Source organism: Nocardia grenadensis (genome assembly GCF_050942415.1).
Taxonomy (GTDB): Bacteria; Actinomycetota; Actinomycetes; order Mycobacteriales; family Mycobacteriaceae; genus Nocardia; species Nocardia grenadensis.
In genome coordinates, this window is record NZ_CP192054.1 from 4,410,752 (window position 1) to 4,434,210 (window position 23,459).

General features: G+C 69.9%; 24 protein-coding genes. 11 read left to right on the top strand and 13 right to left on the bottom strand.

The window, feature by feature from the left end:
* Positions 1–7: 7 nt before the first annotated feature.
* Both ACQPYS_RS20085 and msrB read left to right on the top strand, forming a co-directional pair.
* Positions 8–1,354: a glycosyltransferase family 87 protein gene (locus ACQPYS_RS20085; RefSeq protein WP_433490453.1), complete on the top strand. Its 1,347-nt coding sequence runs from the start codon at positions 8–10 to the stop codon at positions 1,352–1,354.
* Between the two features lie 38 nt (positions 1,355–1,392).
* The gene (gene msrB / locus ACQPYS_RS20090; protein ID WP_063040151.1) at positions 1,393–1,845 is read left to right on the top strand and encodes a peptide-methionine (R)-S-oxide reductase MsrB; all 453 of its coding nucleotides are present in this window, start codon (positions 1,393–1,395) and stop codon (positions 1,843–1,845) included.
* Between the two features lie 93 nt (positions 1,846–1,938).
* On the opposite strand, the gene hemQ is transcribed toward msrB, so the two are convergent.
* The 3 genes from hemQ to hemE form a co-directional block, all read right to left on the bottom strand.
* Positions 1,939–2,634 (bottom strand): hydrogen peroxide-dependent heme synthase, encoded by a 696-nt coding sequence (gene hemQ / locus ACQPYS_RS20095; RefSeq protein ID WP_433490454.1) that lies wholly within the window; start codon positions 2,632–2,634, stop codon positions 1,939–1,941.
* Between the two features lie 86 nt (positions 2,635–2,720).
* Positions 2,721–4,079 (bottom strand): protoporphyrinogen oxidase, encoded by a 1,359-nt coding sequence (locus tag ACQPYS_RS20100; RefSeq protein ID WP_433490455.1) that lies wholly within the window; start codon positions 4,077–4,079, stop codon positions 2,721–2,723.
* 116 nt (positions 4,080–4,195) lie between these two features.
* The gene (gene hemE, locus ACQPYS_RS20105) at positions 4,196–5,251 is read right to left on the bottom strand and encodes a uroporphyrinogen decarboxylase (RefSeq protein WP_433490456.1); all 1,056 of its coding nucleotides are present in this window, start codon (positions 5,249–5,251) and stop codon (positions 4,196–4,198) included.
* A 295-nt stretch (positions 5,252–5,546) separates the two neighbouring features.
* Between hemE and ACQPYS_RS20110 the strand changes: the two genes are divergently transcribed.
* Positions 5,547–6,098 carry a DUF3000 domain-containing protein gene (locus tag ACQPYS_RS20110; RefSeq protein ID WP_433493086.1) on the top strand — a complete coding sequence of 184 codons (552 nt, stop codon included), beginning with the start codon at positions 5,547–5,549 and terminating at the stop codon, positions 6,096–6,098.
* A gap of 38 nt (positions 6,099–6,136) precedes the next feature.
* The gene (locus tag ACQPYS_RS20115) at positions 6,137–7,492 is read left to right on the top strand and encodes an HRDC domain-containing protein (protein ID WP_433490457.1); all 1,356 of its coding nucleotides are present in this window, start codon (positions 6,137–6,139) and stop codon (positions 7,490–7,492) included.
* 35 nt (positions 7,493–7,527) lie between these two features.
* Here the strand turns inward: ACQPYS_RS20115 and dxs are convergent, their stop codons facing one another.
* Complete coding sequence (gene dxs, locus ACQPYS_RS20120) at positions 7,528–9,426, bottom strand: 1-deoxy-D-xylulose-5-phosphate synthase (protein WP_433490458.1); 1,899 nt, start codon at positions 9,424–9,426, stop codon at positions 7,528–7,530.
* A gap of 231 nt (positions 9,427–9,657) precedes the next feature.
* Here dxs and ACQPYS_RS20125 point away from each other — a divergent pair, with 231 nt between their 5' ends.
* Positions 9,658–10,323 (top strand): SIMPL domain-containing protein, encoded by a 666-nt coding sequence (locus tag ACQPYS_RS20125; protein ID WP_063040157.1) that lies wholly within the window; start codon positions 9,658–9,660, stop codon positions 10,321–10,323.
* A gap of 26 nt (positions 10,324–10,349) precedes the next feature.
* On the opposite strand, the gene ACQPYS_RS20130 is transcribed toward ACQPYS_RS20125, so the two are convergent.
* Together ACQPYS_RS20130 and ACQPYS_RS20135 are read right to left on the bottom strand one after the other, a co-directional pair.
* The gene (locus ACQPYS_RS20130; protein ID WP_063040159.1) at positions 10,350–11,735 is read right to left on the bottom strand and encodes a class I SAM-dependent RNA methyltransferase; all 1,386 of its coding nucleotides are present in this window, start codon (positions 11,733–11,735) and stop codon (positions 10,350–10,352) included.
* 6 nt (positions 11,736–11,741) lie between these two features.
* Complete coding sequence (locus ACQPYS_RS20135) at positions 11,742–13,730, bottom strand: APC family permease (RefSeq protein ID WP_063040161.1); 1,989 nt, start codon at positions 13,728–13,730, stop codon at positions 11,742–11,744.
* Positions 13,731–13,917: 187 nt separating this feature from the next.
* On the opposite strand from ACQPYS_RS20135, the gene ACQPYS_RS20140 reads away from it, so the two are divergent.
* Both ACQPYS_RS20140 and ACQPYS_RS20145 read left to right on the top strand, forming a co-directional pair.
* Positions 13,918–14,583, top strand: a complete 666-nt coding sequence (locus ACQPYS_RS20140; RefSeq protein ID WP_431939692.1) for a potassium channel family protein — start codon at positions 13,918–13,920, stop codon at positions 14,581–14,583.
* 2 nt (positions 14,584–14,585) lie between these two features.
* Entirely contained in the window at positions 14,586–15,305 is a 720-nt protein-coding gene (locus ACQPYS_RS20145) for a potassium channel family protein (protein WP_431939693.1), read from the top strand.
* A 34-nt stretch (positions 15,306–15,339) separates the two neighbouring features.
* Here ACQPYS_RS20145 and shbA read toward each other — a convergent pair whose 3' ends face one another.
* The 3 genes from shbA to ACQPYS_RS20160 all read right to left on the bottom strand — a co-directional run bounded on the left by shbA (position 15,340) and on the right by ACQPYS_RS20160 (position 17,260).
* Positions 15,340–15,978, bottom strand: a complete 639-nt coding sequence (gene shbA / locus ACQPYS_RS20150; RefSeq protein WP_433490459.1) for an RNA polymerase sigma factor ShbA — start codon at positions 15,976–15,978, stop codon at positions 15,340–15,342.
* A gap of 142 nt (positions 15,979–16,120) precedes the next feature.
* Positions 16,121–16,852, bottom strand: a complete 732-nt coding sequence (locus ACQPYS_RS20155; RefSeq protein WP_431939695.1) for a DUF3159 domain-containing protein — start codon at positions 16,850–16,852, stop codon at positions 16,121–16,123.
* A gap of 3 nt (positions 16,853–16,855) precedes the next feature.
* On the bottom strand, positions 16,856–17,260 hold the full coding sequence (locus ACQPYS_RS20160) for an OB-fold nucleic acid binding domain-containing protein (RefSeq protein WP_357981532.1): 405 nt from the start codon (positions 17,258–17,260) through the stop codon (positions 16,856–16,858).
* Positions 17,261–17,350: 90 nt separating this feature from the next.
* On the opposite strand from ACQPYS_RS20160, the gene ACQPYS_RS20165 reads away from it, so the two are divergent.
* The gene (locus ACQPYS_RS20165) at positions 17,351–18,082 is read left to right on the top strand and encodes an alpha/beta fold hydrolase (protein ID WP_433490460.1); all 732 of its coding nucleotides are present in this window, start codon (positions 17,351–17,353) and stop codon (positions 18,080–18,082) included.
* 72 nt (positions 18,083–18,154) lie between these two features.
* On the opposite strand, the gene ACQPYS_RS20170 is transcribed toward ACQPYS_RS20165, so the two are convergent.
* Positions 18,155–19,084 (bottom strand): DUF3710 domain-containing protein, encoded by a 930-nt coding sequence (locus tag ACQPYS_RS20170; RefSeq protein ID WP_433490461.1) that lies wholly within the window; start codon positions 19,082–19,084, stop codon positions 18,155–18,157.
* Between the two features lies 1 nt (position 19,085).
* Complete coding sequence (gene dut / locus ACQPYS_RS20175) at positions 19,086–19,580, bottom strand: dUTP diphosphatase (protein WP_364598568.1); 495 nt, start codon at positions 19,578–19,580, stop codon at positions 19,086–19,088.
* A 52-nt stretch (positions 19,581–19,632) separates the two neighbouring features.
* Here dut and ACQPYS_RS20180 point away from each other — a divergent pair, with 52 nt between their 5' ends.
* Complete coding sequence (locus ACQPYS_RS20180) at positions 19,633–20,148, top strand: DUF3093 domain-containing protein (protein ID WP_433490462.1); 516 nt, start codon at positions 19,633–19,635, stop codon at positions 20,146–20,148.
* 13 nt (positions 20,149–20,161) lie between these two features.
* Here ACQPYS_RS20180 and ACQPYS_RS20185 read toward each other — a convergent pair whose 3' ends face one another.
* A complete protein-coding gene (locus tag ACQPYS_RS20185) occupies positions 20,162–20,464 on the bottom strand; it encodes a DUF4193 domain-containing protein (RefSeq protein ID WP_030521610.1) in 303 nt (100 codons plus the stop codon).
* Between the two features lie 391 nt (positions 20,465–20,855).
* On the opposite strand from ACQPYS_RS20185, the gene cei reads away from it, so the two are divergent.
* Positions 20,856–21,536 carry an envelope integrity protein Cei gene (gene cei / locus ACQPYS_RS20190; RefSeq protein ID WP_063040177.1) on the top strand — a complete coding sequence of 227 codons (681 nt, stop codon included), beginning with the start codon at positions 20,856–20,858 and terminating at the stop codon, positions 21,534–21,536.
* A gap of 13 nt (positions 21,537–21,549) precedes the next feature.
* On the opposite strand, the gene ACQPYS_RS20195 is transcribed toward cei, so the two are convergent.
* Positions 21,550–22,461, bottom strand: coding sequence for an inositol monophosphatase family protein (locus ACQPYS_RS20195; protein ID WP_063040179.1), 912 nt, complete (start codon positions 22,459–22,461; stop codon positions 21,550–21,552).
* A gap of 207 nt (positions 22,462–22,668) precedes the next feature.
* Here ACQPYS_RS20195 and ppgK point away from each other — a divergent pair, with 207 nt between their 5' ends.
* Entirely contained in the window at positions 22,669–23,427 is a 759-nt protein-coding gene (ppgK, locus tag ACQPYS_RS20200) for a polyphosphate--glucose phosphotransferase (protein ID WP_433490463.1), read from the top strand.
* Positions 23,428–23,459 lie beyond the last annotated feature (32 nt).

The following is a 23,459-nucleotide window of genomic DNA, read 5'->3' on the forward strand; positions in this document are numbered from 1 at the left end:
TGCCGTGGTGTTCCTTCGACAGCTCGAGCCCCGCACTGCTCGAACAACCGCCGACGTGATCCGGTTCGCGCTCTGGCCGCTGGCGGTCATGACCGTGCTGAACCGGGTGTTCATCCAGGCTGTCAATGGTTTCGTGACCGACGACTACAAGCCGGTCTACCAGGCCTCGCTGGATTTCCTCAACGGGCGCGAGGTCTATACGGCGAATTTCGATTCGGTCGACCCGCACTACCTGTACCCGCCCAGCGGCACCCTGCTGATCGCGCCCATCGCGGTGATCGACTACGAGAAGTCGCGCTGGCTGTTCATCCTGCTCAACGCTGTCGCCATCCTGATCGCCTGGTATCTGCTGCTGCGGCTGTTCAACTACACGCTGCGCTCCATCGCCGCCCCGGTCCTGCTGCTGGCCATGTTCTTGTCCGAGACGGTGATCAACACGCTGGTGTTCACCAATGTCAACGGATGCCTGCTGCTGGCGGAGATGCTGTTCCTGATCCTGCTACTGCAACGAAGAGACCTGTGGGCCGGGGTGATCATGGGTCTGACGATCGCCGTGAAACCCACCCTGGCACCGCTGTTGCTGATAGCCCTGGTGCGCAAACAATGGAACGTGGTGATCGGGGCCGCCGGCGTCCCGCTCGTACTGACCGCGATCGCCTGGCCACTGTCCCGAGATCCGGACAAGTTCTTCACGGGCACCTTCCCCTACCTGTTGGAGACACGCGACTACTTCAACAGCGCTATTCCCGGCAACGCCGAGTACTACGGGTTACCGCCCTGGCTGACCTGGGGCATCCGCCTGTCGATGGCGGTACTGGTGCTGCTCTCGTTGTGGATCCTGTACCGGTACTACCGCGAAGATGAGCTGTTCTTCGTCACGACTTCCGCGGGAGTCCTGCTCACTGCGGAATTCCTCCTGTCCTCACTCGGCCAGATGTACTACTCGATGATGCTGTTCCCGTTCCTTATGTCAGTGGTGCTGCGCAATTCCGTGCTGCGCAACTGGCCGGCCTGGCTGGCGGTGTTCGGGTTCATGTCCTACGACAAATGGTTGTCGCACCGCTGGCCCGATATCGGCCGCAATCTGGAATACCTGCGGATCACCTTCGGCTGGGGCCTGCTGCTGGTCGTCGTGTTCTGTGTGCTCGGCGACCGGTACCTGGCCGCCCGCCGCGCAGGCCGGTTGCCGCGGCTGGACCCGGTGTGGATGGCCGAGGCGCCCGACTCCCGGAATGCCGGAGTGGACGATTTCGCCGCACCGGCCCCGCCGGTCCGGTCCTCGGTCGCCGGCCCCGGGGCGGAGCCCGAACGAGCCGGTGCGCGCGTGGTCGAGACGCAGGCCGTCCGCGGCTGATACGGGACGCGCCGCGGCACACGTATTAGCGTGGAGGCATGAGTTCCGAAACGGACGCGACCGATACCTCCCTGCCCGCCCCGAAGATCCAGCTCAGCCCGCAGGAGTGGCGGGCCAGGCTGGACCCCGCGGAGTACGCGGTGCTCCGCGAAGCCGGCACCGAGCGACCGTTCACCGGCGAATACACCGACACCACCGCCGAGGGGGTGTACAGCTGCCGCGCCTGCGGCGCCGAACTCTTCCGGAGCACGGAGAAGTTCGAGTCGCATTGCGGATGGCCGTCCTTCTTCGATCCGGCCGACTCGGACGCGGTACTACTGCGTGAGGACACTTCGCTGGGCATGCGCCGCGTCGAGGTGTTGTGCGCGAACTGCCACAGCCACCTCGGGCATGTCTTCGAGGGCGAGGGATATCCGACACCGACCGACAAGCGGTACTGCATCAACTCGATCTCCCTGCGCCTGCAACCCGCGACCGATACAGCACAGTGACCCGGCCCGCGTCCGGGCAGCACGTCATATGGCAACCGCCCGGCGGATATCCCCCTACCCGGGGCCTCCGCCGGGCGGTTGTCCGACTGCCGGTCAGGGTAGTGCGGCGATGAGCTGATCGAGTTCGACCCGCGGCCCGGTGTAAAAGGGGGTCTCCTCCCGGACGTGCATCCGGGCCTCGGTGGCTCGCAGGTCGCGCATCAGATCGACGATGCGGTGCAGTTCCGGCGCCTCGAACGCGAGAATCCACTCGTAGTCGCCGAGCGCGAACGAGGCGACGGTGTTGGCTCGCACATCGGGATAGCCGCGGGCTTCCTTGCCGTGATCGGCGAGCATCTTGCGGCGTTCGTCGTCGGGCAGCAGATACCACTCGTAGGACCGGACGAACGGATAGACGCAAATGTAGTTCCCGGGTTCCTCGCCGGCCAGGAACGCCGGAATATGGCTCTTGTTGAACTCGGCGGGCCGGTGCAGCGCCACATTGCTCCAGACCGGGGTGCTCGCCCGGCCGAGTTCGGTGGTGCGCCGGAAATCGGCGTAGGTGGCCTGCAGGTCCTCGACCCGCTCGGCATGGCTCCAGACCATGAAATCCGCGTCGGCGCGCATACCGGCCACATCGTAGATACCGCGCACCACGACACCGCGATCGGCGAGCCCGTCGAAGAATTCGCGGGCCTCCTTCAACGTTGTCGCGCGGTCGTCCCCGAGCACTCCGGGCCGCACCTGATACACGGAGAACATGAGATAGCGGATGGTGGAGTTGAGAGACTGGTAATCGAGTCGCGCCATAGCCCCATCGTGCCACTCGCCGGATCGTCGCGGGGGCGGGGCCGGTCGATCGGCGGCCCGGCTGCCCGGACCCCGATGTGCGGTGTTCAGGCCGGTGCCGGAGCCGCCCCGCCGGCGATATGCGCCGCGGCCCGCGTCGCCGCAGCCACGCACGCGGGCACCCCGACACCGTGCAGGTAGGCGCCGGTCACCGCGAGATCGCCGAAAGCGGCCACCGCGGATTCGATCTCGGCGACCCGTTCGGTGTGCCCCGGGGCGTACTGGGCGAGCCCACCCGGCCAGCGCTGCACGATCGCGGACCGCGGGGTGATCGGCAACCCCGTGACGGTGGCGAGGTCGGCGGCGGCGGCATCGATGAGTTCGGCATCGGACAGGCCCAGCACCGCGTCGTCACCGAATCGGCCGAACGAGACCCGCACAAGGGCCGAGCCCCGCGCGGCCAGGTGCGCCCATTTCCGGCTGGACAGGGTGAACGCCTTGGCCCGCAACGGCTCCCCCGTCGCGACCAGCACACCCGAATTCGCCGGCAGCGCGGTGTCCTTCGGCAGTTCCAGTGCGACCAGGGCCGAGGAGGACAGCTCGATCCCGGCGGCCGCGCGCGCCGCCACGGGCGCGATATCGGCCAGCAACCGGGCCGTCACCGGTGCCGGGGTCGCGAGGACGACCGCCTCGAATTCCCCGAGCGGTTCCACCGTCCAACCACCCGGTATCCGCCGGAGACCGGTGACGGCGGTGTCGCCGACCGTGGTGGCCGCCGTCCGACCGGCCAGCGCGTCCAGCAGCGCGCCGTAACCGTCACGCAGCGCCCCGAACACCGGTGCGCCGGAAGGCGGGGGCAGTGCGGCCGCTACCGCCTCGGTGAGACTCCCGGCGCCACGGTCCAGCGCGGCCGCGAGCGTGGGCAACGCCGCGCGGAGCCCGATGGACCGGGCGGAACCGGCGTACACGCCGCCGAGTAGCGGGTCGACACTGCGCGCCACGGTCTGTTCCCCGAAGCGATCGGCCACCAGCGAGCAGACATCGATATCGGCACCGGGCCGCCACGTGAGCGGACGCCGCGGTTCGGCGGCGATACGCGCCACCGTCGCGGCATCGACCAGTCCCTCGACGGCCGCGGCATCGGCCGGGATACCCATCAGCGTGCGCTCCGGCAGTGGATGGGCGCGCCCCTGCGACCAGATCAGCGGGCGCAGACCGGCCGGATGTACCAGCTGGTCGGCAATGCCCAGCTCATCCAGCAACTCGGGCACCTCCGGCCGCCGGCCGACAAACGCCTCCGCGCCCAGATCGACCGGTTCGCCCGCGATCTCGCTGGTCCGCAGCACCCCGCCGAACCGGTCCCGGATATCGGCGACCGTGATCGCGGCCGATTTCCCCAGCAGCCCGCGCAACCGGTAGGCCGCGACGAGCCCGCTGATCCCCCCACCGACCACCGCGATTCTCATCCCCCGACCGTATCCGGCGCCCGCGCACCGCGCGATCGCGCCCTCCGCACCCGAAACCCCCACCCGGCCGGGAGCGTCCGGTCCCGGGAGTCGATGTCAGGACCGGCGCCGCGGCCTCACAGCTCGTGGACCAGCTCCACCAGCGCCGTGAGCACCCCGGGATCGGTCTCGGGCAGTACCCCGTGACCCAGATTGAAGATATGGCCCGCGGCGCCCATGGCCAGCGCCGAATCCGCTTCGTCGGCGATCCGGCGCGCTTCGGCCTCCACGACCGGCCAGCCCGCGAAGAGCACCGCGGGATCGAGATTGCCCTGCAATGCTTTTCCGGGACCGACCCGCCGTACCGCCTCGGTCAGCGGCAGCCGCCAATCGACACCGACCACATCGGCCCCGGCCTCACCCATCGCGCCGAGCAGTTCCCCGGTGCCCACCCCGAAATGGATCCGGGGCACCCCGGCGTCGGCGAGTTCGACGAAGACCCGTTCCGAATGCGGCAGCACATAGCGGCGGTAGTCGGCCAGCGCGAGCGCGCCGGCCCACGAGTCGAACAGCTGCACCGCGTCGACTCCGGCCTCGAGCTGGGCCCGCAGGAACACGATGGTGATATCGGTGAGCACTCCCAGCAGCGCGTGCCAGGCCTTCGGATCGCCGTGCATCATGGCCTTGGTGCGCTCGTGGTTCTTGCTGGGGCCGCCCTCCACCAGATAGGACGCCAGCGTGAACGGCGCACCCGCGAAACCGATGAGCGGAGTTTCCCCGAGCTCGGCGACCAGCAACCGCACCCCGTCGGTGACCGCGCCCACTTCCTCGGGCCGCAGCCGGGGCAGCGCCTGGATATCGGCAGCCGTACGGACCGGTGCGCTCACCACCGGACCGACACCGGCGACGATATCGAGGTCGATTCCGGCGGCCTTGAGCGGAACGACGATATCGGAGAACAAGATCGCCGCGTCGACGCCGTGGCGGCGGATCGGCTGCATGGTGATCTCACAGACGAGTTCCGGGTCGAAACACGACTCCAACATCCCGATACCTGCCCGGACCTCGCGGTATTCCGGCAGCGACCGGCCCGCCTGGCGCATGAACCACACCGGCCGCCGCGCCGGTGTGGCGCCGGTGGCGGCGGCCAGGAACGGGGCATCGGACAACCGGCGGCGCGTATATGTGCTCATCACCCGCCATCGTATGCGGCCCCACGCGGCCCGGCGCGCAAGGCCGCACAGCACCGCCGGGAGCGCTGATCCGCCGTCCTGGGCGGCGGCTGTGTACGCCGTCCGGCGAGTTGCGCGCTGTTTACCACGCTCGGGCCCGTCCATGCAGCAACAACGGTCGCCCGGCGCGCCTCCGCCCACCCCGGGCGCTACGGGTCTACCGTCATTCCCCGTGACACCGCTCGATATCCGCGACGGCGCACCCGACGACGGGCCCGGCGATGAACCCGCAGCGTTTCGTGCCGCCGTCTCGTCGATGGGCGCCGCATCCGTACATCCGCGGATCGAGCTCTCCCCGATTCGTCCGCCGCAGCGTCTCGCCCCGTACTCCTACGCGCTCGGCGCCGAGGTGATCCACGAGGACTCACCCGTCGTACCGATCGACTCCGACGGCGACGCCTTCGGGCGGCTCATCCTGCTCCACGACCCCGGTGGGGACGACGCGTGGCACGGCGTCTTCCGGCTGGTTGCCTATATTCAGGCCGATATCGACGGCGCGCTGGCCGCCGATCCGCTCCTGCCGGAGGTCGCCTGGAGCTGGCTGGTGGACGCCCTGGAATCCCGGGAGGGGCCGTTCACCGCGCTCGGCGGTACGGTGACCTCCACCAGCTCGGTGCGCTATGGAGATATCGCGGGTCCGCCCCGCGCGCATCAGCTGGAACTACGGGCCTCGTGGACGGCCCGCACCACCGAGATGCGCCCCCATGTCGAAGCGTTCGGGGAAGTCCTGGCCTATGCGGCGGGTCTGCCGCCGGCAGGCATCACCGATCTGCGGCCCTCGCCGGTCGGCGAGACCGACCGTGGTTGAATATCGGACGCAGCCTCGGCCACGTAGAGTGGCCCTTTATGCCGGTAGTAGAGGAGCCCGAACACCTGTCCGGTGACCACCCGGATGGTGGCACCGGCCTGTCTCCGGCGTCCGATTCGGGCCCGTGCGACGAGGCCACCGATTCCGGTCCGGCCGAGCCCACCGCGGTACCGCTGCTGGTCCCGGCCGAGGGTGTCCCCCCGGTCTGCCGTACCGCCGAGGGCGTAGCGGCGGCCGCGGAGCGTCTCGCCGCCGGATCCGGGCCGCTGGCGGTGGACGCCGAACGCGCCTCGGGTTTCCGGTATTCGTCGCGCGCGTATCTCATCCAGTTGCGCCGGGCCGGGGCGGGCACCGTGCTCATCGACCCGATACCGGTCGCCGACGCGCTCGCACCGCTGGCCGCGGCGATCAACGGACTCGAATGGATTCTGCACTCGGCCGACCAGGACCTACCCGGCCTGGCCGAGCTGGGCCTGCGCCCGGCGGTGCTGTTCGATACCGAACTGGGCGGGCGGCTGGCCGGGTTCCCCCGGGTCGGTCTGGCCGCCATGGTCGAGCAGTTGCTCGGCCGGGAGCTGCGTAAAGGGCACGGCGCCGCGGACTGGTCGACCCGGCCCCTTCCGGAGGCGTGGCTGAACTACGCCGCACTCGATGTGGAACTGTTGATCGAACTCCGTGCGGCTGTGGCCGCCTCGCTGGCCGAGCAGGGCAAAACCGATTGGGCCGCGCAGGAGTTCGAACATATCCGGCTACTCGAACCGGCCACGCCGAAACCGGACCGCTGGCGGCGCACCTCCGGCATCCATACGCTGCGCCGGGCCCGCCAGCTGGCGATTGTGCGAGAATTGTGGACCACCCGCGACACCCTGGCGCGCGGCCGCGATATCGCGCCCTCCCGGATCCTCCCGGATTCCGCCATCATCGCGGCCGCCAAGGCCGAACCCGCCTCGATCGGGCAGCTGCGCGAGCTACCGGTGTTCGGCGGCCCGCGCCAGCGCCGCTACTCCAGGGAATGGCTGGGCGCGGTGGAACGCGCGCGCGCTCTGCCGGACGAAGACCTCCCCCGGATGAGCCAGCCCTACGACGGACCGCCGCCGGTCAACCGCTGGGAACGGCGTGATCCCGCCGCCGCGGCCCGGCTGGCCCGGGCACGCGCGGTGATGACCCACATCTCCGAGCGGGTGGCGGTACCGGTGGAGAACCTGCTGTCGCCCGATCTGGTGCGCCGGCTGTGCTGGGACGGTCTGCCCGATTACCGCAGCGGGCCGGAGGCCGCCGGTGAGGTCACGGCGGCGGTCGACGGCTTCCTGAAGAGCCACGGTGCCCGGCCCTGGCAGCGCGAACTCGCCGCACAGCCACTGGCCGCCGCCCTGATCGATCCTCCGCCGAGCTGACGACCGCCCGCGGGCACGGGCGGCCGCGGGCGGGGCTAGCGTGCGTCCAGCCAGCCGGTGACTCGGCGGGTGATATCGGGGGCGGTCAGACCCAGCTCCTGGCGCACCTGCGCGATACTGCCGTGCTCCAGGAATTCCTGCGGAATGCCGATATCGCGCGCGGGCACGTCCAGACCGGCGGCCCGCAGCCGGGAGGATACGGTCGCCCCGATACCCCCGTGCAGACCGCTGTCCTCCAAGGTGACCACCAGGCGATAGTTCTCGGCCAGTTTGACGACGGTATCGGATACCGGCAGCACCCACCGCGGGTCGATGACCGTAGCGGTGACTCCGTCCGCCTCCAGCAGCTCCGCGGCCTGGAGCGCGGCCGGTACCAGGGCACCGACGGCCACGAACAGCACATCGCCGCGCTGGGCCTGCGCCGACGGCCCCTCCCGGTCCGGCAGCCACAGCACATCCACGCCGTCGAGCCGCTCGATCGCCCGGATCTCGGCACCCACACTGTCCTTGGGGAACCGCAACGCCGTAGGCCCGTCGTCGACCGCCAGCGCCTCGGAGAGTTCCTCGGCCAGGGTCGCGGCATCCCGCGGGGCGGCCACCCGCATACCGGGCACGATGCCGAGGAGTGACAGATCCCACATACCGTTGTGGCTCGCGCCGTCGGCGCCGGTGATCCCGGCACGGTCCAATACCAGGGTGACCGGCTGTTTCAGCAACGCGACATCCATCAGCAGCTGATCGAAGGCCCGGTTCAGGAAGGTCGAGTAGATGGCCACCACCGGGTGCAGGCCGCCCAGCGCGAGACCCGACGCCGAGGCCAGCGCGTGCTGTTCGGCAATACCGACATCGAAGAGCCGATCCGGGAAACGTTCGCCGAACGCGGACAGCCCGGTGGGCCCGGGCATGGCTGCGGTGATCGCGACGATATCGTCGCGGCGTTCGGCGTGGGTGATGAGTTCCTTGGCGAACACCGAGGTCCAGCTGGCCGCGGACCCGCTGCTCACGGATTCGCCGGTGAGCGGATCTATGGGGCCGCAGGTGTGCATCTGATCGGCCACATGGTTCTCGGCCGGCTCGTAGCCGTGCCCCTTCTGGGTGACCGCGTGCACCACCACCGGGCCGCCGAAATCCTTGGCGTGCCGCAGCGCCGACTCGAGCGCGACGAGATCGTGGCCGTCCACCGGGCCGACGTATTTGAGACCCAGATCGCTGAACAGCTCCTGCGGGCTCACCGCGTCCTTTATCCCGGCCTTCACCGCGTGCACCATCGAGTACGCGGAATCACCCACGCCCGGAATGCTTTTCAGGAACCGGCGGCCCGTGTCGAGCATATGCTCGTACACCGGCTGGGTGCGCAGGGCCGTGAGCCGGTCGGCCAGCCCGCCGATGGTGGGGGCGTAGGAACGGCCGTTGTCGTTGACCACGATCACCACCGGGCGGTCCTTGGCCGCGGCGATATTGTTCAACGCCTCCCAGCACATACCGCCGGTGAGGGCCCCGTCGCCGACGACCGCCACGACATGGCGGTCCTGCCCGGTGAGCGCGAAGGCCTTGGCCAGGCCGTCGGCGTAGGACAGCGACGCCGAGGCGTGCGAGGACTCCACCCAGTCGTGTTCGCTCTCGGCACGGCTGGGATACCCCGACAACCCGTCCTTGCGGCGCAGGCTGTCGAAGCGGTCCTTGCGACCGGTCACGATCTTGTGCACATAGGCCTGGTGCCCGGTGTCGAAGATCAACGGATCGGCGGGCGAATCGAATACCCGATGCAGGGCGAGAGTGAGTTCCACCACCCCGAGGTTGGGTCCCAGGTGCCCGCCGGTGACGGCGACCTTGTGCACCAGGAATTCGCGGATCTCGGCCGCCAGCTCCCGCAGTTGCGGTGCCGAGAGCCGACGCACGTCTTCGGGCGTATCGACCCGGGAAAGCACTCCCACCTGATTCGCTCCCTCCGGATAGCGCAGTAGATCCGACCAGTCTAGGAGCCGCGGCCGACTGCACCACCCGGGCGGCAAGCCGTGCCCACCTCCGTACCGGGCCGGAACCGCGGTCCGGCGTACCGGTCCAGCCTAAGGTGAGGGGCGGGTGCCGCGCGAACCGAGTCCGGCCGCGGGCCCCGGGACGGCGGCGCACCGACGAGCGCCGCACACCGACCGCGAGGAGACCGGATGACCCAGCCACCGGCGGGAACGGTAACCGTATTCGGATACGGCACCGTCCGCGCCGCCCCCGACCTGATCGTGCTCTCGATCGGCGTCGAATGTCGCGCGAGCACCGTCGGACTGGCCTACGACCGGGCGGGCCGGAGCGTCACGGCGCTGACGACCGCGTTACGCGAAGACGGTGTCCCCGGCACCGATATCGGCACCGGCATGCTGTCGGTGCGCTCGGATACGGCCTGGCAGGACGGTACCGCCCGGGTGGTCGGCTATATCGCGACCAGCACGCTCACGGTCACACTCGCGGCCGCGGCCGATCCCGCGCGACCGGCGCCGTCGGAGGTGGTGGCCCATGCCGTGGCAGCGGGCGGCGACGACGCGCGGCTGGGTGGGCTGCGGCACACCTTCGCCGACCGGGAACGGCTCCTGGCGCGCGCCCGTGATGCCGCCTGGGACAACGCGCTGGACAAGGCGCGGCAGTACGCCCGGCGCGCCGCCCGCGAACTGGGTCCCGTGCTCGAGATCACCGAGCACACGACCGCGCCGCCGCCGACCCAGCCCGCTGAGCCCGGCGGGATCCGGATGGTGGCCGCGGCCGCGCCGGCGCCCGTGCCCATCGAATCCGGGGAGACCGAGATCACCGCGACACTGCGGGCCACCTGGCAGCTGAAGTAGGGCGCCGCGGCGCCGCACCGATCCGGTCAGCGCTCCAGGAGTGCAAGGCATTCCACATGATGGGTCGCCGGAAACGCGTCGAAGGCACGCAACGCGGTCAACCCGTAGCCGGCGTCCAGGTAGAGGCGCAGGTCCCGGGCGAACGACGCCGGATCACAGCCGATGTGCACGATCCGGTCCGGCGCCGCGGCGGCCACCGCGTGCACCACCGGTTTACCCGCCCCGGCCCGCGGCGGATCGAGGACCACCACCCGTGGCCGCGGGTGGTGGTGTCCGGCCGCCCACTTCTCGACCCGCCCGGTGCGCAGGTCCAGCCACGGCAGATCGACCAGGGCGGCATTACCGGCGGCGACCGCGGCCGGTGCGGATTCCAGCGCCCGCACCGCGCCGGTCGGGCCGACCTGTTCGGCCAGGCGCGCCGCGAAAACCCCCGCGCCGCTGTACAGGTCCCACGCGGTCGCGCCCACGCCCGCATCGGCCCAGTCGGCGACGACATCCGAATAGCACTGCGCGGCACCGTGGTGCGCCTGCCAGAATCCGGCCACCGCCACCTCCCAGCGCCGCCCGGCCACGTACTGCACGGCCCGGCCGCTGCCCTCGACCACCCATTCGTCGCGGTCCGCGTGGGTGGCGGCGCGCCGGGCCGCCGTGCGCCGCCGCTGCGCACCCGGCGCCTCCGGCTCCGCGCCGGGCCGGCCCGCGCCGTCCCGCGGACCGCGGGTGCGTCCGGTACGCCGGTCGGCACGGCCTCCGGGGCCGGAACGGCCGGCGTACCGGTCACCGCCGCGCCGGCCGGTGTCGGGTATCGGCGGAGCGATTTCGACGATATGCCGGGCCCCGGTGTCGTCGACCGCGATCACGAGCTCCGCGCCGGGCGTCCAGCGGCGCCGGTCGATATCGTCCAGGGCGCCGGGCACGGGTTGCGGACACCGGAGGTCGGTGAGCACCCCGGTGCTGCGGTAGCGGTGCACACCCGCCCGGCCCGCCATATCCACCACGAGGCGGATCCGGGTGCGCCAACCGGCGGTGCCATCACCGGCGCCGGTGATGGGTTCCACCTCGACCGCGCGTTCGATCCCGGTAATGCGGCTCAGCTGTTCGGCGACCACCGCGGCCTTCAGCTGCCGCTGCGCCACCGCGGTGGCGAAGGAGAAATCGCAGCATCCCGCCCCACCCGGGCCCGATACCGGGCAGGTGGCGGGGATCCGGTCCGGTGAGGCCTCCAGGATTTCCACGGCCTCGGCCCGGCAGAACGCGCCGCCGCGGTCCTCGGTGACCCGCGCCCGCACCAGCTCACCGGGCAGGCCGTGCCGGACGAACACCACCCGGCCCTCGTGGCGTGCCACACAGAATCCCCCGTGCCCGGGCGGCCCGAGCCGTACCGACAGCACCCGATCGCGCCATGAACTCATCGGACCTCACCCATTGTCGCCGTAGCCGCGCCGTACCGCGCCCGGTGCCGCGGGTTCGCCCGCCGCCCGGGCGCGCGCCGAAGAACTCAGCTGCCACGGCACGCTGGTCACCATCACACCCGGTTCGAACAGCAACCGGCCCTTCAGCCGCAATGCGCTCTGATTGTGCAGGACCTGCTCCCACCAGTGCCCGACCACGTATTCGGGGATGAAGACGGTCACCACATCGCGTGGGGCGTCCTTGCGCACCCGCTTCACATAATCGAGCACCGGTTTGGTGATCTCGCGGTAGGGCGATTCGATAACTTTCAACGGGACCGGATTATCGCTCTTCTCCCAATCCCGCACGAGGGCCCGGGTATCGTCCTCGTCCACGTTGACCGTGATCGCCTCGAGCGTATCCGGCCGCCCGGCCCGGGCGTAGGCCAGTGCCCGGCGGGTCGGCAGGTGCAGTTTCGACACCAGGACGATCGAATGGGTCCGGCTCGGCAAGACCCCGTCCCATTCGTGTTCTTCCAGTTCCCGGGCCACCGAGTTGTAGTGGTGGTGGATCATCTTCATGATCACGAAGATCGCCGCCATGGTCACGATGGCGATCCAGGCGCCGGCGAAGAATTTCGTCACCAGCACGATTACCAGGACGGCCCCGGTGGCCACCAGGCCCAGCGCGTTGATGGCCCGGGACCGCATCATCCGGCGCCGTTCGGCCGGATCGGTCTCCCGGCCCAGCAACCGGCTCCAGTGCCGCAGCATGCCGGTCTGGCTGAGGGTGAACGAGACGAACACCCCGATGATGTAGAGCTGGATCAGCCGGGTCACTTCCGCGTCGAACGCCACCACGAACGCGATCGCGCCGACCGCCAGGAACAGGATCCCGTTGCTGAAGGCGAGCCGGTCGCCGCGCGTGTGCAGCTGGCGGGGCAGGAAGCGGGCCTGGGCCAGGACCGAACCCAGGACCGGGAATCCGTTGAACGCGGTATTGGCGGCCAGTACCAAGATCACCGCGGTCACCGCGGCCACGAAGTAGAAACCGGGGGTGAAACCGCTGAACACCGCGTGCGCGATCTGGGCGATCAACGTTTTCTGGTGGTAGCCCTCGGGCGCGCCGACGAGTTGTTCGGGATCTTCGGCGAACACCACGTGCGCCTGGCGCGCGAGCACGATCATGCCGAGCAGCAATACTATGGCGATCGTCCCGAGCATCAGCAGGGTCGTCGCGGCATTACGCGATTTGGGTTTGCGGAAGGCCGGCACGCCGTTGCTGATCGCCTCGACACCGGTGAGCGCCGCGCAGCCGGAGGAGAAGGCGCGGGCGAGCAGAAAGATCAGCGCCAGTCCGGCCAGATGCTCCTCCTCGGCCCGGAGTTCGAAACCCGACGATTCCGCGCGGACTTCGTCACCGAGTACGAAGATCCGGATCAACCCCCAGGCGAGCATGGTGAACATTCCGAACAGGAAGGCGTAGGACAGCAGCGCGAACGTCCGGCCGGACTCACGTACCCCGCGCAGGTTCATGGCGGTGATGAGCACGATGGCGGCCACCGCGAAGAGCACCTTGTGGGTCGCGACGAAGGGGATCGCCGAGCCGATGGTGGACGCGGCCGATGCGATCGAGACCGCGACCGTGAGCACATAGTCGACCAGCAGCGCGCTACCCACCGCCAGGCCGGCCGTGGGGCCCAGGTTCGTGGTGACCACCTCGAAGTCGCCACCGCCGGACGGGTAGGCGTGTACGTTCTGGCGGTAGCTGGTGACCACGATGACCAGTACGACCGCGACCGCGAGGCCGAGCCACGGGGCGTACGCGTAACCGGCCAGCCCGGACACCGACAGCACGAGGAAGATTTCCTCGGGCGCGTACGCGACCGAGGACATCGCGTCCGAGGCGAACACCGGCAGCGCGATCCGTTTCGGCAGCAGGGTGTGGCCCAGGGAGTCACTACGGAATGGCCGCCCCAACACCAGACGCTTGGTGGCGGTCGTCAACTTCGACACTGGACGGAGCATAAGCCCCCGTGCCCCGGTGCGCTGCGACGCACCACTGCACGGCGGGGTTTGGCCGCCCCCCGCGGGGGGAACGTGGCTGGGGGCGAGAACCAGCGGGTACGGTTCGGTTTCGCAGCAGCCACACGGCTGTTTCACTTGCCGCAGGGCACACACCGAGTCAGGAGCGAGGTTCACGGTGTACGTGGTGATCATGGGTTGCGGCCGGGTGGGGGCGTCGCTGGCCCGCGCCCTGGTCCGGATAGGTCACAAGGTCGCCGTCATCGACCGCAATCCGGACGCGTTCCGCCGCCTGGGCCCGGATTTCGCGGGTGAACAGGTCGTGGGCGTCGGATTCGACCGCGATGTCCTGCGCCGGGCAGGTATCGAACGGGCCGGTGCCTTCGCGGCCGTCTCTTCGGGCGACAACTCCAACATCATCTCCGCGCGGGTGTCGCGGGAGATGTTCGGTGTCGAACGTGTGGTGGCCCGTATCTACGACGCCAAACGTGCCGCCGTCTACGAACGGCTCGGTATCCCGACCATCGCCACCGTGCCCTGGACGACCGACCGTTTCCTGCACACACTGATCGGTGACGCGGGCACCACGACCTGGCGTGATCCCACCGGGACCGTCGCCGTCGCCCAGCTGATCCTGCACGAGGACTGGTACGGGCGCACGGTCAGCGAGCTGGAGGTCGCCACCGGCGCCCGGGTCGCGTTCGTCATCCGGTTCGGGCAGGGCATTCTGCCCGACGCCAAGACAGTCGTCCAGGCCGACGACATAGTGTACGTGGCCGCCACCTCCGGCTCCGCCGGGGAAGCCGTCGCGCTGGCCGCGAAACCTCCAGCCGACAAGGATTGATCATGAAAGTGGCCATTGCCGGAGCCGGCGCCGTCGGCCGCTCCATCGCCCGCGAACTACTCCGGGCGGGGCACAGCGTCATGCTGCTCGAACGCCAACTCGACCATATCGACCGCGAGGCGGTGCCCGAAGCGATCTGGGTCCATGCCGACGCCTGCGAACTGCAACTGCTCGAGGACGCCGGGCTGGAGGACTACGAGGTCGTGATCGCCGCGACCGGCGACGACAAGGCCAACCTCGTCCACAGTCTCCTGGCCAAGACCGAATTCGGAGTCCGCCGGGTGGTCGCCCGGGTCAACGATCCACGCAACGAGTGGCTGTTCGACGGCTCCTGGGGTGTCGATGTGGCCGTCTCCACCCCGCGCCTGCTGGCCTCTCTTGTCGAAGAGGCGGTTTCGGTGGGCGATCTGGTCCGCTTGATGACCCTGCGGCAAGGGCAGGCCAATCTGGTCGAACTCACCCTGCCGCCGGATACGACGCTGGCCGGTAAACCTGTGCGCAATCTGACCCTGCCGCGGGATTCCGCGCTGGTCACCATTCTGCGCGGCGGGCGGGTCATCGTGCCGCAGCCCGACGACCCTTTCGAGGGCGACGACGAACTGCTGTTCGTCGTCTCCGCGACCGCCGAGGAGGAACTGCGTGCGGTGCTGGCACCGCACGGGATGGAACCGCAGACCGGCGGCACCACCGGCCTGTCCCCCGCGCAAGACGCCGAATACTGACCACCCGACGGCGCTCGGCCTACGTCCGCGGCCGTCAGGCGGCGACGGGCCGGGCCGCCCGCGCGCGCAGCTTGTTCAACGCGCGGTACTGCATGACCCGGATCACGCCGGGGCTGGTGCCGATCGCCGCCGCGGTCTCGGCCGCGCTCCAGCCCAGGACGATCCGCATCACCAGCACTTCCCGGTGCACGGGGTTGAGCTGCTGCATCAGTCCGCGGGCCAGGGCGCCGCGTTCGGCCGCCAGCGCCCACTCCTCGGGGCCGGCCGCGGTGGCGACCGCTTCGGGGACCTCGGCCACCGGATAGGCCGGATGGACCTGCGCGCCGCGGAACGCGTCGGACACCTTGTTCGCGGCGATGCCGTAGACGAAGGCGAGGAACGACTTCCCCTGATCCCGGTAGCGCCCGATGGCGTGCACGGTGGCCATCAGCACCTCCTGCGCCACATCGTCGGCGGTGACGTGCAGAGGGTTGGCGCTGCCCAGACGGGTCCGGCAGTAACGCTGGACCAGGGGCTGGACCAGTCGCAGGATCTCGGCCACGGCGGCGCGGTCGCCGTCGGCCGCCGCCGGGACGAGGACGTCCAGTTCGGCGGAGATCCGGCGGCTCTGGGACCGCACCGGATGTTCGGATCCCCGCTCGGGGCGGGTGATCGGGTGCTGCTCGGTTCGCATTCGCCAATCCTCTCGGGAGATCGTCTTCACCAACGATCGTCCGATGAACGGCGCGTACGGGATAGACACCAAAGGGTGGGTCCTGACCCACCCTTCCGGATGACGTCGACCCGCACCTTCGGATGACGCGGCGCTGCGGGAATCAGGCCCGGCCGGCGGAATGCCGTCCGGAGCCGGCGGGCAGATGTCCGGCGCGGCGCACCGCCCAGACCGTCACCACCAGCGCGACGGCGGTGAGCGGCCAGCCCATCGCGATCCGCGCGGCGGCGAGCCAGCCTGTGCTGTCGGTGTCGTAGAGGTGGTTCTGAACCAGGTAGCGGGCACCGAAGACGAGTACCCACGCCACGGTCGCCAGATCGTAGAGGCGGACCACCCGCGGATCCGCGCGCCAGTCGCCGCCGTGACCGTTGAGGACGCCCCACACCACCCCGACCAGGGGGCGTCGGACGAGTATCGAGATCAGGAAGGCGGCACCGTAGATCAGGCTGGTATAGATCCCGAACAGGAAGAAGCCCTTGGCCTCGCCCACCCGCCAGGCGATCAACGCGCAGATACCCACGCCCACGAACCCGGAGACGGCAGGCTGGATCGGCTCGCGGCGCACCAGCCGCCAGACCAGGATCGCCGCTGCCACCCCGAGCGCGGCCCAGATGGCCGCGGCGAGCCCGAACAGGGTGTTCACCGGGACGAAGACCAGTACCGGCAGCGTCGAGTAGATCAGGCCACCGAAGCCGCCCAGTTGTTCGAGCAGGGTCCGCTCGTCCGGTTCCTCAGGGGTGTCGGTGGTGGCATCGGCCCGGGCGGCTGGCGCGGTCTCGGAAGTGGTCGCGGCCCGGGGCAGCGGTGTGGTGGCGTACTCGTCGCTCGATGGCATACGTCAGCTGTTTCCGCGCAATTCGTAGTAGGGGTTGTACATCACCTTACGGCCTTCGCGTTCTCCCACCCGGCCGCGCACCATGATGCGCCGTCCCGATTCGATACCGGGAATCCGGCGTCGCCCGATCCACACCAGGGTGATGGCATCGGTACCGTCGAAGAACTCCGCCTGCATACTCGCACCCGAGGACTGCGGACAGGAGTCGACACTGCGCAAACGGCCCAGCATCGTCGCCTCCTCACCGCGCCGGCACTCCGAGACCCGGCAGGCGCCCGAGGCGTCCGCCTTCTCCGCCAGCTCCTCGGCGTCGAGCTGATCGATATCCTCGGTCAATCTGCGGCCGAGCCTGCGAAAATATCCGGTCGCGGACTTGGCGCCCGCTTTTCTTCCTGCCGCGGAAGACATCGCCTGCTCTCCTGTGCGCGGACGACATGGGTCGCACGTCGTCCGAATTTCCTTACTCCGGCCCGGCTGTGGCCGTACCCGCCACTGTAGATGGGTACCGGCGGCACCGCTACGCTCGGTCCGGTGTTCGATTCCCCACGTCCGGCCGTTGTCGTCGCTCTGCCCGGAACCGGTTCCGACGCATATTTCGCCCGCCGCGCGTTCGGTCCCGCATCCGGCGCCGCGGGGATCGATTTCGTCGCCGTGGACCCCGATCCGGCCGCGGTGATCGACAGCTACCGGGCCGCCCTGGACAAGGCCGCCACCCGCGGCCCGGTCCTGGCGGCGGGTATCTCGATCGGGGCCGCGGTCGCTGTCGAATGGGCCGCGGGCCGGGAACCGGGCGAGGTCGGTGGCGTGGTGGCGGCACTGCCGGCGTGGACCGGCCCGGACACCGCGGAATGCCCCGCCACGCACAGTGCAGCGGTCACGGCGGCACAGTTGCGGGCCGAGGGCCTGGACGCGGTGATCGCCAGGATGCGGGCGAGCAGCCCCGGCTGGCTGGCCGACGCACTCACCCGGTCCTGGCGCTCGCAGTGGCCCGGGCTGCCGGCGGCCCTGGAGGAAGCGGCGCAGTACAAATGGCCGGAACCGGCACTGCTGGACGCGCTGAGCGTCCCGCTGGTGGTGATCGCCGCCTCGGACGACCCGGTGCATCCGGTGACCGTGGGCCGGGAATGGGCCCGTCGGGCACCCCGGTCGGTGCTCGCCGAGGTGACGCTGGACGAGTTCGGCGCCGATCCGGGCATCGTGGGACGGCTGGCGCTGCGGCACCTCGGCTGACGCCGGCTCGCCGCCCCGCCATGCGACCGGGTCACCTGGTCCGGCGCCCGCTCGGGCACCAGACCACGCAGGTCAGTTACGGCCGAGCTGCTGCATCGCCGACCCTTCGGCGCCCCGCCGCGGCTGCTGCGGCTGCTGCGGTGGTAGCACCGCGGGTGTCGGCGAGGGCCGGGCACCGGGCGGCGGGGTCGCGACCTGTTGCTGGGCCTGCTGTTGCTGCTGCTGGTGGGCGGCGGTGAGCTGTTCGGCGAGTTGCTGGGGCAGGACCACGGGCAGCGGTTCACGTACCGGCAGCGCGTCGGTTCCACGCCGGATGATCGTCTCGCTGAGCACGGTGCGCGCTGCGACGACCAGCGGACCGCCCGCCGCGGTGGACCCCGAGGGTCCCGCCGCCACCAGCCGGATCATCCACCGGTAACCGTCCACCCCGATGAAGCGCAGATCGGCGCCCTCGGTGACGGCCACCAGTTCGCGGCCCCACGGGCCCTTCTCCACCGAGACCCGGGCCCCGTCCTTGCGCAGCGATTCCGCCAGATCGGCCGCGACCGTGCGCCACTGCCCCTTGGACTTCGGCGCGGCGTAGGCGGCGACGGTGATGCGCCCGTGCTCGGTGGCCAGATGGACCGCCTGCGGAGTGCCCTGCGGGGTCATCTCGACCTGCAGCTGCCCACCCGGCGGCACCGGCAGGATCACCGAACCAAGATCGAGCCGGGTATCGGTGAAGTTCTCCAGGACCTCGGCGACATCGTCGTAGTCGTAGGGGCCGCGCCGCTGGGGTTCGGTGTCGGGATCGTCGATCGCGGCGTCGTAGGCGTCGCTGTAGGCGGCGCCGCCGTAACCGTCGTCGTAGCTGTCGTCATAGGACTCGTCGTAGTCGGCACGGTGATAGCCGCCGTCGTCGTAGTCCTCGTATTCGCCGGTTTCGTATGCACCCGTGGTGTACTCGCCGGTGTCGTGCTCGTCGCCGGATCTGCGTCCGCCGGATTTCCGTCGTCCGAACATGTCAGGCCTCCTTGCCGTCGGCGGCGTCCGCCCCGCCCGGCGTCAAACTCGCGTGTCCCCCGCTGGACCCGTAACCGCCCGCGCCGCGCGCGGACTCGTCGAGCCGGTCGACCGCCACGAAGTCGACCAGTTCGACCCGCTGCACCAGCAGCTGCGCGATCCGGTCACCGCGGCGCAATTCGATGGGTGTGCGCGGATCGTGGTTGATCAGGCAGACCTTGATCTCACCCCGGTACCCGGCATCGATGGTCCCCGGCGTGTTCACCACGGATAGTCCGGCCTTGGCCGCCAGCCCGGAGCGGGGATGGATCAGGCCCACGGTGCCCACCGGCAGCGCGACGGCGATACCGGTGCCGACCAGTACCCGCTCCCCCGGCTCCAGGACGACGTCCTCGGCGGTGCACAAATCCACGCCCGCGTCGCCTTCGTGGGCGCGCGTCGGCATGGGAATCCCGGGGTCCAGCCGGAGCAGCGGTATCGGTGAGAGTGCGTTCACGTCCGATCAGCCTACGCGCAGGCCCGGCCCGGGTGTCGCTTAGTGTTGAGTCGTGTCCGACCAGCCTCGACCCACCGAAACCGAGCATCCCGCGCGACCGGAACCGTCCGCCTATCGCGAACGCCTCTGGGTGCCGCTGTGGTGGTGGCCGGTGGGCTTCGCCCTCGCCGGCCTGCTCGCCGCGGAAATCCATATGGGAGCGCCCGGCCTGCGGGCCTGGCTGCCCTATGTCCTGCTGTTCCCGGTGCCCGTCTGGGTACTGCTGTGGACGAGCCGGCATCGTCTCGAAGTCACCCCGGATCCGGCGGGCACCCCCGAACTGCGGGTGGACCGGGCCCATCTGCCGGTATCGTTCGTCGCCCGGGCGACCGTGGTGCCCAGGAGCGCCAAGAGCACGGCGCTGGGCCGTCAGCTCGATCCCGCGGCCTATGTCCAGCACCGTCCGTGGATCGGCACCATGATCCTGCTCGTTCTCGACGACCCGGACGACCCGACACCCTACTGGTTGGTCAGTACGCGCCGGCCCACAGCGGTCCTGGCCGCGCTCGGACTTCCGAGCGCGGATTGACCTCACACTCCGCTCAGGCCGCGCAATCCATGCAGATCATCTGACCGCCCGCCTCGCTGGCGAGGCGGCTGCGATGATGTACCAGGAAACAGCTCGAGCAGGTGAACTCGTCGGCCTGTTTCGGGATCACCCGAACCGTCAGCACTTCCTCGGACAGGTCCGCGCCGGGGAGTTCGAACGACTCCGCGGTATCGGATTCGTCGACATCCACGACGGCGGACTGGGCCTCGTTGCGACGAGCCTTCAGCTCCTCCAGCGAATCCTCCGACACATCGTCGGACTCGGTACGCCTCGGTGCGTCATAGTCGGTTGCCATGTCGTCTTCCCCTCGTCCTTACTCCGTATATCCGGATCGGCGCACGCCGTCTCTCGACCGCGCCCGCCGCCCCGCCGGTGGTGCACTTCACACCCGCACCGGTCCTCTATCAGCGCGAATCCGATGGACTCACCTCCGATAGCGTCCGGACAACGCATGAGTTGCCCTGCTTGTTCCCGCGACCGAACGCCGATTTACTCATGGATATTTCGGTCTGGGCGGCCAGACAATAGCGGACGGTGCGGAAAATGTCGCAATCGAAACCCAGCCGTGTCGAAACCGCTGGGCAATCGATACGCCGCTCCGAGCGAGCCGTGACCGGCCCCGGTAACGCGCCCGGAGCGGCCTGGGTAATGCGCGGCGCCCGGGACGGGGTACGTACAGTATCGACGTGGTTTCACTGATCACCGAAGGCAGACCGACGGATGCCAAAGGCCGTCCCTACCCGCGTCGACGGCCGCGACCCTGGCTGATCCTCGTCGTTGTTCTCATGGTTGTTTGCGCAGGTCTGTGGATCAAAGCACTGACCACCAACGATGACGACCACACGCCGATGGCATGCAATTCGCCCACCCCGGCCACCGACCCCAAAGCCGCACCGCAACCGCTGCCCGGCCAGCGGGTCGGGCCGAGTCGCCTCGAGGATGTGGAGCCCGCACCGACCGCGGGCACCCAGGTACGTGTCCTGAACGCCAACGGGCAGCGCGGCCAGGCCGCGCATGTCGCGGCCCAGCTCGGTGATCTGGGCTTCGGCAGCCCACCCGGGGATCCATACGGTAACGATCCGATATACGCCAACGGTGACCTGGAATGCACCGGCCAGATCCGGTTCGGGGAGAGCGGCCGCCCGGTCGCGGCCGCGGTACAGCTGGCCGTCCCGTGTGCCGAACTCGTCGAGGACAAACGATCCGACAAATCCGTCGACCTGGTGCTCGGCTCGCTGTTCGGCGGCGACCTCCAGCCCAACAACGACGCCGAGGAGGTGCTGCGGTCGTTGAAGAACCCGGTGAGCGGGGAGAGCCCGGCCATCGACCCGGATATGCTCGCGGCCGCCCGGACCGCCCGCTGCTGACCACGGGCCGGGATCAGGTCTCCGGGATCGGCTCGGCCACGCCCAGCCGATCGAGCAGCGCGAACAGTTCGTCGGCGATACCGGGCGCCGCGGCCACCACGAGTGCCCCCGCGGCGCCGGTCGTCGGCAGCGGGGGCAACCGCAGCACCGCACCGGCCTCGGCCGCGATCAGCGCGCCCGCCGCCCAGTCCCACGGATTCAGGCCGTGTTCGTAGTGCGCGTCCACCCGACCCTCGGCGACCATGCACAGATCCAGCGCCGCCGCGCCGATCCGGCGGATATCCCGCACATGCGGCAGCAACTCGGCAACGCGGGCCGCCTGCCGGGTGCGGCGGGGCACCCCGTAGGCGAATCCGGTCGCGACCAGGGCCAGCCGCACGGAGCGCACCGGGTTGCACCGTAGCGGGGTATCCCGGCCGTCCGGGCCGATCCGCAGCGCCCCGAGACCCGTGGCCGCGATGTAGACCGTCGACGCCGCGACATCGGCGACCGCCCCCGCGACCGGTCGCCCGCCGCGCACCGCGGCCACCGACACCGCGTACGCCGGAATTCCGTAGAGGAAGTTCACGGTGCCGTCGATCGGATCGACCACCCACACCACCTCGTCGTCTCCCGCTGCGGCCAGATCGCCGCCGCCCTCCTCGCCGAGAATCCGGTCGCCGGGTCGCAGCCGAGCCAGTTCGTCGCGGATGAGCTGTTCGGTCTCGGTATCGACAACGGTCACCGGGTCGGTCGGAGTGCTCTTGGTGCGCACCGCGGCCTCGGCGGAGGCGGCGGAGGCGAATACCTCACGACGGCGGACCCGGGCATGCGCGGCGGCGATACCGGCCAGATGGGCTGCGATCCGGCGCAGCACGGTGGCATCGGCGGGGGCGGGTTGGGTGGCAGCGGTGAGAGACCAAATCGATTCCGGCACGTCCTCCATCGGAGCACAGATCCTGCGATGAGGTCGTCCGGGCGCGCACATTACCCTTGTCGTGCACACCACACCGGCGGAGCGTGGCCGCGGAGGAGGCGGCGCGACGCGGGTGGCCCGACGACGCCGTCCGGATCCCTCGCGCGCGGCCGGGCCCACCCGGAAACCGGTGCGACGCACCACGACATCAGCCAGCACAGGGAACGAGGAACCCGCATGTCCGTTGGACGGCACGCGTTCGGTATCGATATCGGCGGAAGCGGCGTCAAGGGCGCCGCGGTCGATCTGGACACCGGGGAGCTCGTGCACGAGCGCATCAAGATCGCGACCCCGCATCCGTCCACCCCGGGCGCGGTCGCGGCGGCCGTGGCGAAGTTGATCGAGATCGCGGACTGGGACGGGCCGGTGGGTCTCACCCTGCCGTGTGTGGTCCTCGACGGTGTCGCGCACACCGCCGCCAATGTCGACAAGTCCTGGATCGGCACCGACGCCCGGGCCCTGTTCGCGACGGCGCTGGGCGGTCGTGAGGTGACCGTGCTCAACGATGCCGACGCCGCGGGACTCGCCGAGGACCGCTACGGCGCCGCCCGCGATATCCACGGCCTCGTACTCCTGCTCACCTTCGGTACCGGAATCGGTTCCGCGCTGCTCAACAACGGCTCCCTCGTCCCCAACACCGAACTCGGGCATCTCGAGATCGGCGGCATGGAAACCGAGCACCGGGCCGCCGCCTCGGTCAAGGAAAGGGAAAACCTCGACTACCCCGAGTGGGCGGCGCGGGTGAGCACCGTATTGAGCGGCCTGGAGGACCTTTTCTGGCCGACGGTGATCGTGGCCGGTGGCGGGATCAGCCGCGACGCCGACCAGTGGATTCCACTGCTGACCAACCGCACCCGCGTGGTTCCGGCGAACTTGAAGAACACAGCGGGTATCGTCGGCGCCGCCATGGCCGTTGCTGCCGGGATCACCCCCTGAGGTTGTCCACGGCACGGGTCAGTGCACACTGG

What these genes read in the sequence shown, in the direction of transcription:
- ACQPYS_RS20195 (WP_063040179.1), bottom strand. Translation starts at nt 22,461, where the DNA reads ATGGAGGACGTGCCGGAATCGATTTGGTCTCTCACCGCTGCCACCCAA.
- hemQ (WP_433490454.1), bottom strand. Translation starts at nt 2,634, where the DNA reads ATGGCGCGACTCGATTACCAGTCTCTCAACTCCACCATCCGCTATCTC.
- ACQPYS_RS20185 (WP_030521610.1), bottom strand. Translation starts at nt 20,464, where the DNA reads ATGGCAACCGACTATGACGCACCGAGGCGTACCGAGTCCGACGATGTG.
- ACQPYS_RS20170 (WP_433490461.1), bottom strand. Translation starts at nt 19,084, where the DNA reads ATGTTCGGACGACGGAAATCCGGCGGACGCAGATCCGGCGACGAGCAC.
- ACQPYS_RS20100 (WP_433490455.1), bottom strand. Translation starts at nt 4,079, where the DNA reads ATGAGAATCGCGGTGGTCGGTGGGGGGATCAGCGGGCTCGTCGCGGCC.
- ACQPYS_RS20130 (WP_063040159.1), bottom strand. Translation starts at nt 11,735, where the DNA reads ATGAGTTCATGGCGCGATCGGGTGCTGTCGGTACGGCTCGGGCCGCCC.
- ACQPYS_RS20165 (WP_433490460.1), top strand. Translation starts at nt 17,351, where the DNA reads ATGGGTACCGGCGGCACCGCTACGCTCGGTCCGGTGTTCGATTCCCCA.
- ACQPYS_RS20160 (WP_357981532.1), bottom strand. Translation starts at nt 17,260, where the DNA reads ATGTCTTCCGCGGCAGGAAGAAAAGCGGGCGCCAAGTCCGCGACCGGA.
- shbA (WP_433490459.1), bottom strand. Translation starts at nt 15,978, where the DNA reads ATGCGAACCGAGCAGCACCCGATCACCCGCCCCGAGCGGGGATCCGAA.
- hemE (WP_433490456.1), bottom strand. Translation starts at nt 5,251, where the DNA reads ATGAGCACATATACGCGCCGCCGGTTGTCCGATGCCCCGTTCCTGGCC.
- ppgK (WP_433490463.1), top strand. Translation starts at nt 22,669, where the DNA reads ATGTCCGTTGGACGGCACGCGTTCGGTATCGATATCGGCGGAAGCGGC.
- ACQPYS_RS20125 (WP_063040157.1), top strand. Translation starts at nt 9,658, where the DNA reads ATGACCCAGCCACCGGCGGGAACGGTAACCGTATTCGGATACGGCACC.
- msrB (WP_063040151.1), top strand. Translation starts at nt 1,393, where the DNA reads ATGAGTTCCGAAACGGACGCGACCGATACCTCCCTGCCCGCCCCGAAG.
- ACQPYS_RS20110 (WP_433493086.1), top strand. Translation starts at nt 5,547, where the DNA reads ATGGGCGCCGCATCCGTACATCCGCGGATCGAGCTCTCCCCGATTCGT.
- ACQPYS_RS20115 (WP_433490457.1), top strand. Translation starts at nt 6,137, where the DNA reads ATGCCGGTAGTAGAGGAGCCCGAACACCTGTCCGGTGACCACCCGGAT.
- ACQPYS_RS20145 (WP_431939693.1), top strand. Translation starts at nt 14,586, where the DNA reads ATGAAAGTGGCCATTGCCGGAGCCGGCGCCGTCGGCCGCTCCATCGCC.
- ACQPYS_RS20155 (WP_431939695.1), bottom strand. Translation starts at nt 16,852, where the DNA reads ATGCCATCGAGCGACGAGTACGCCACCACACCGCTGCCCCGGGCCGCG.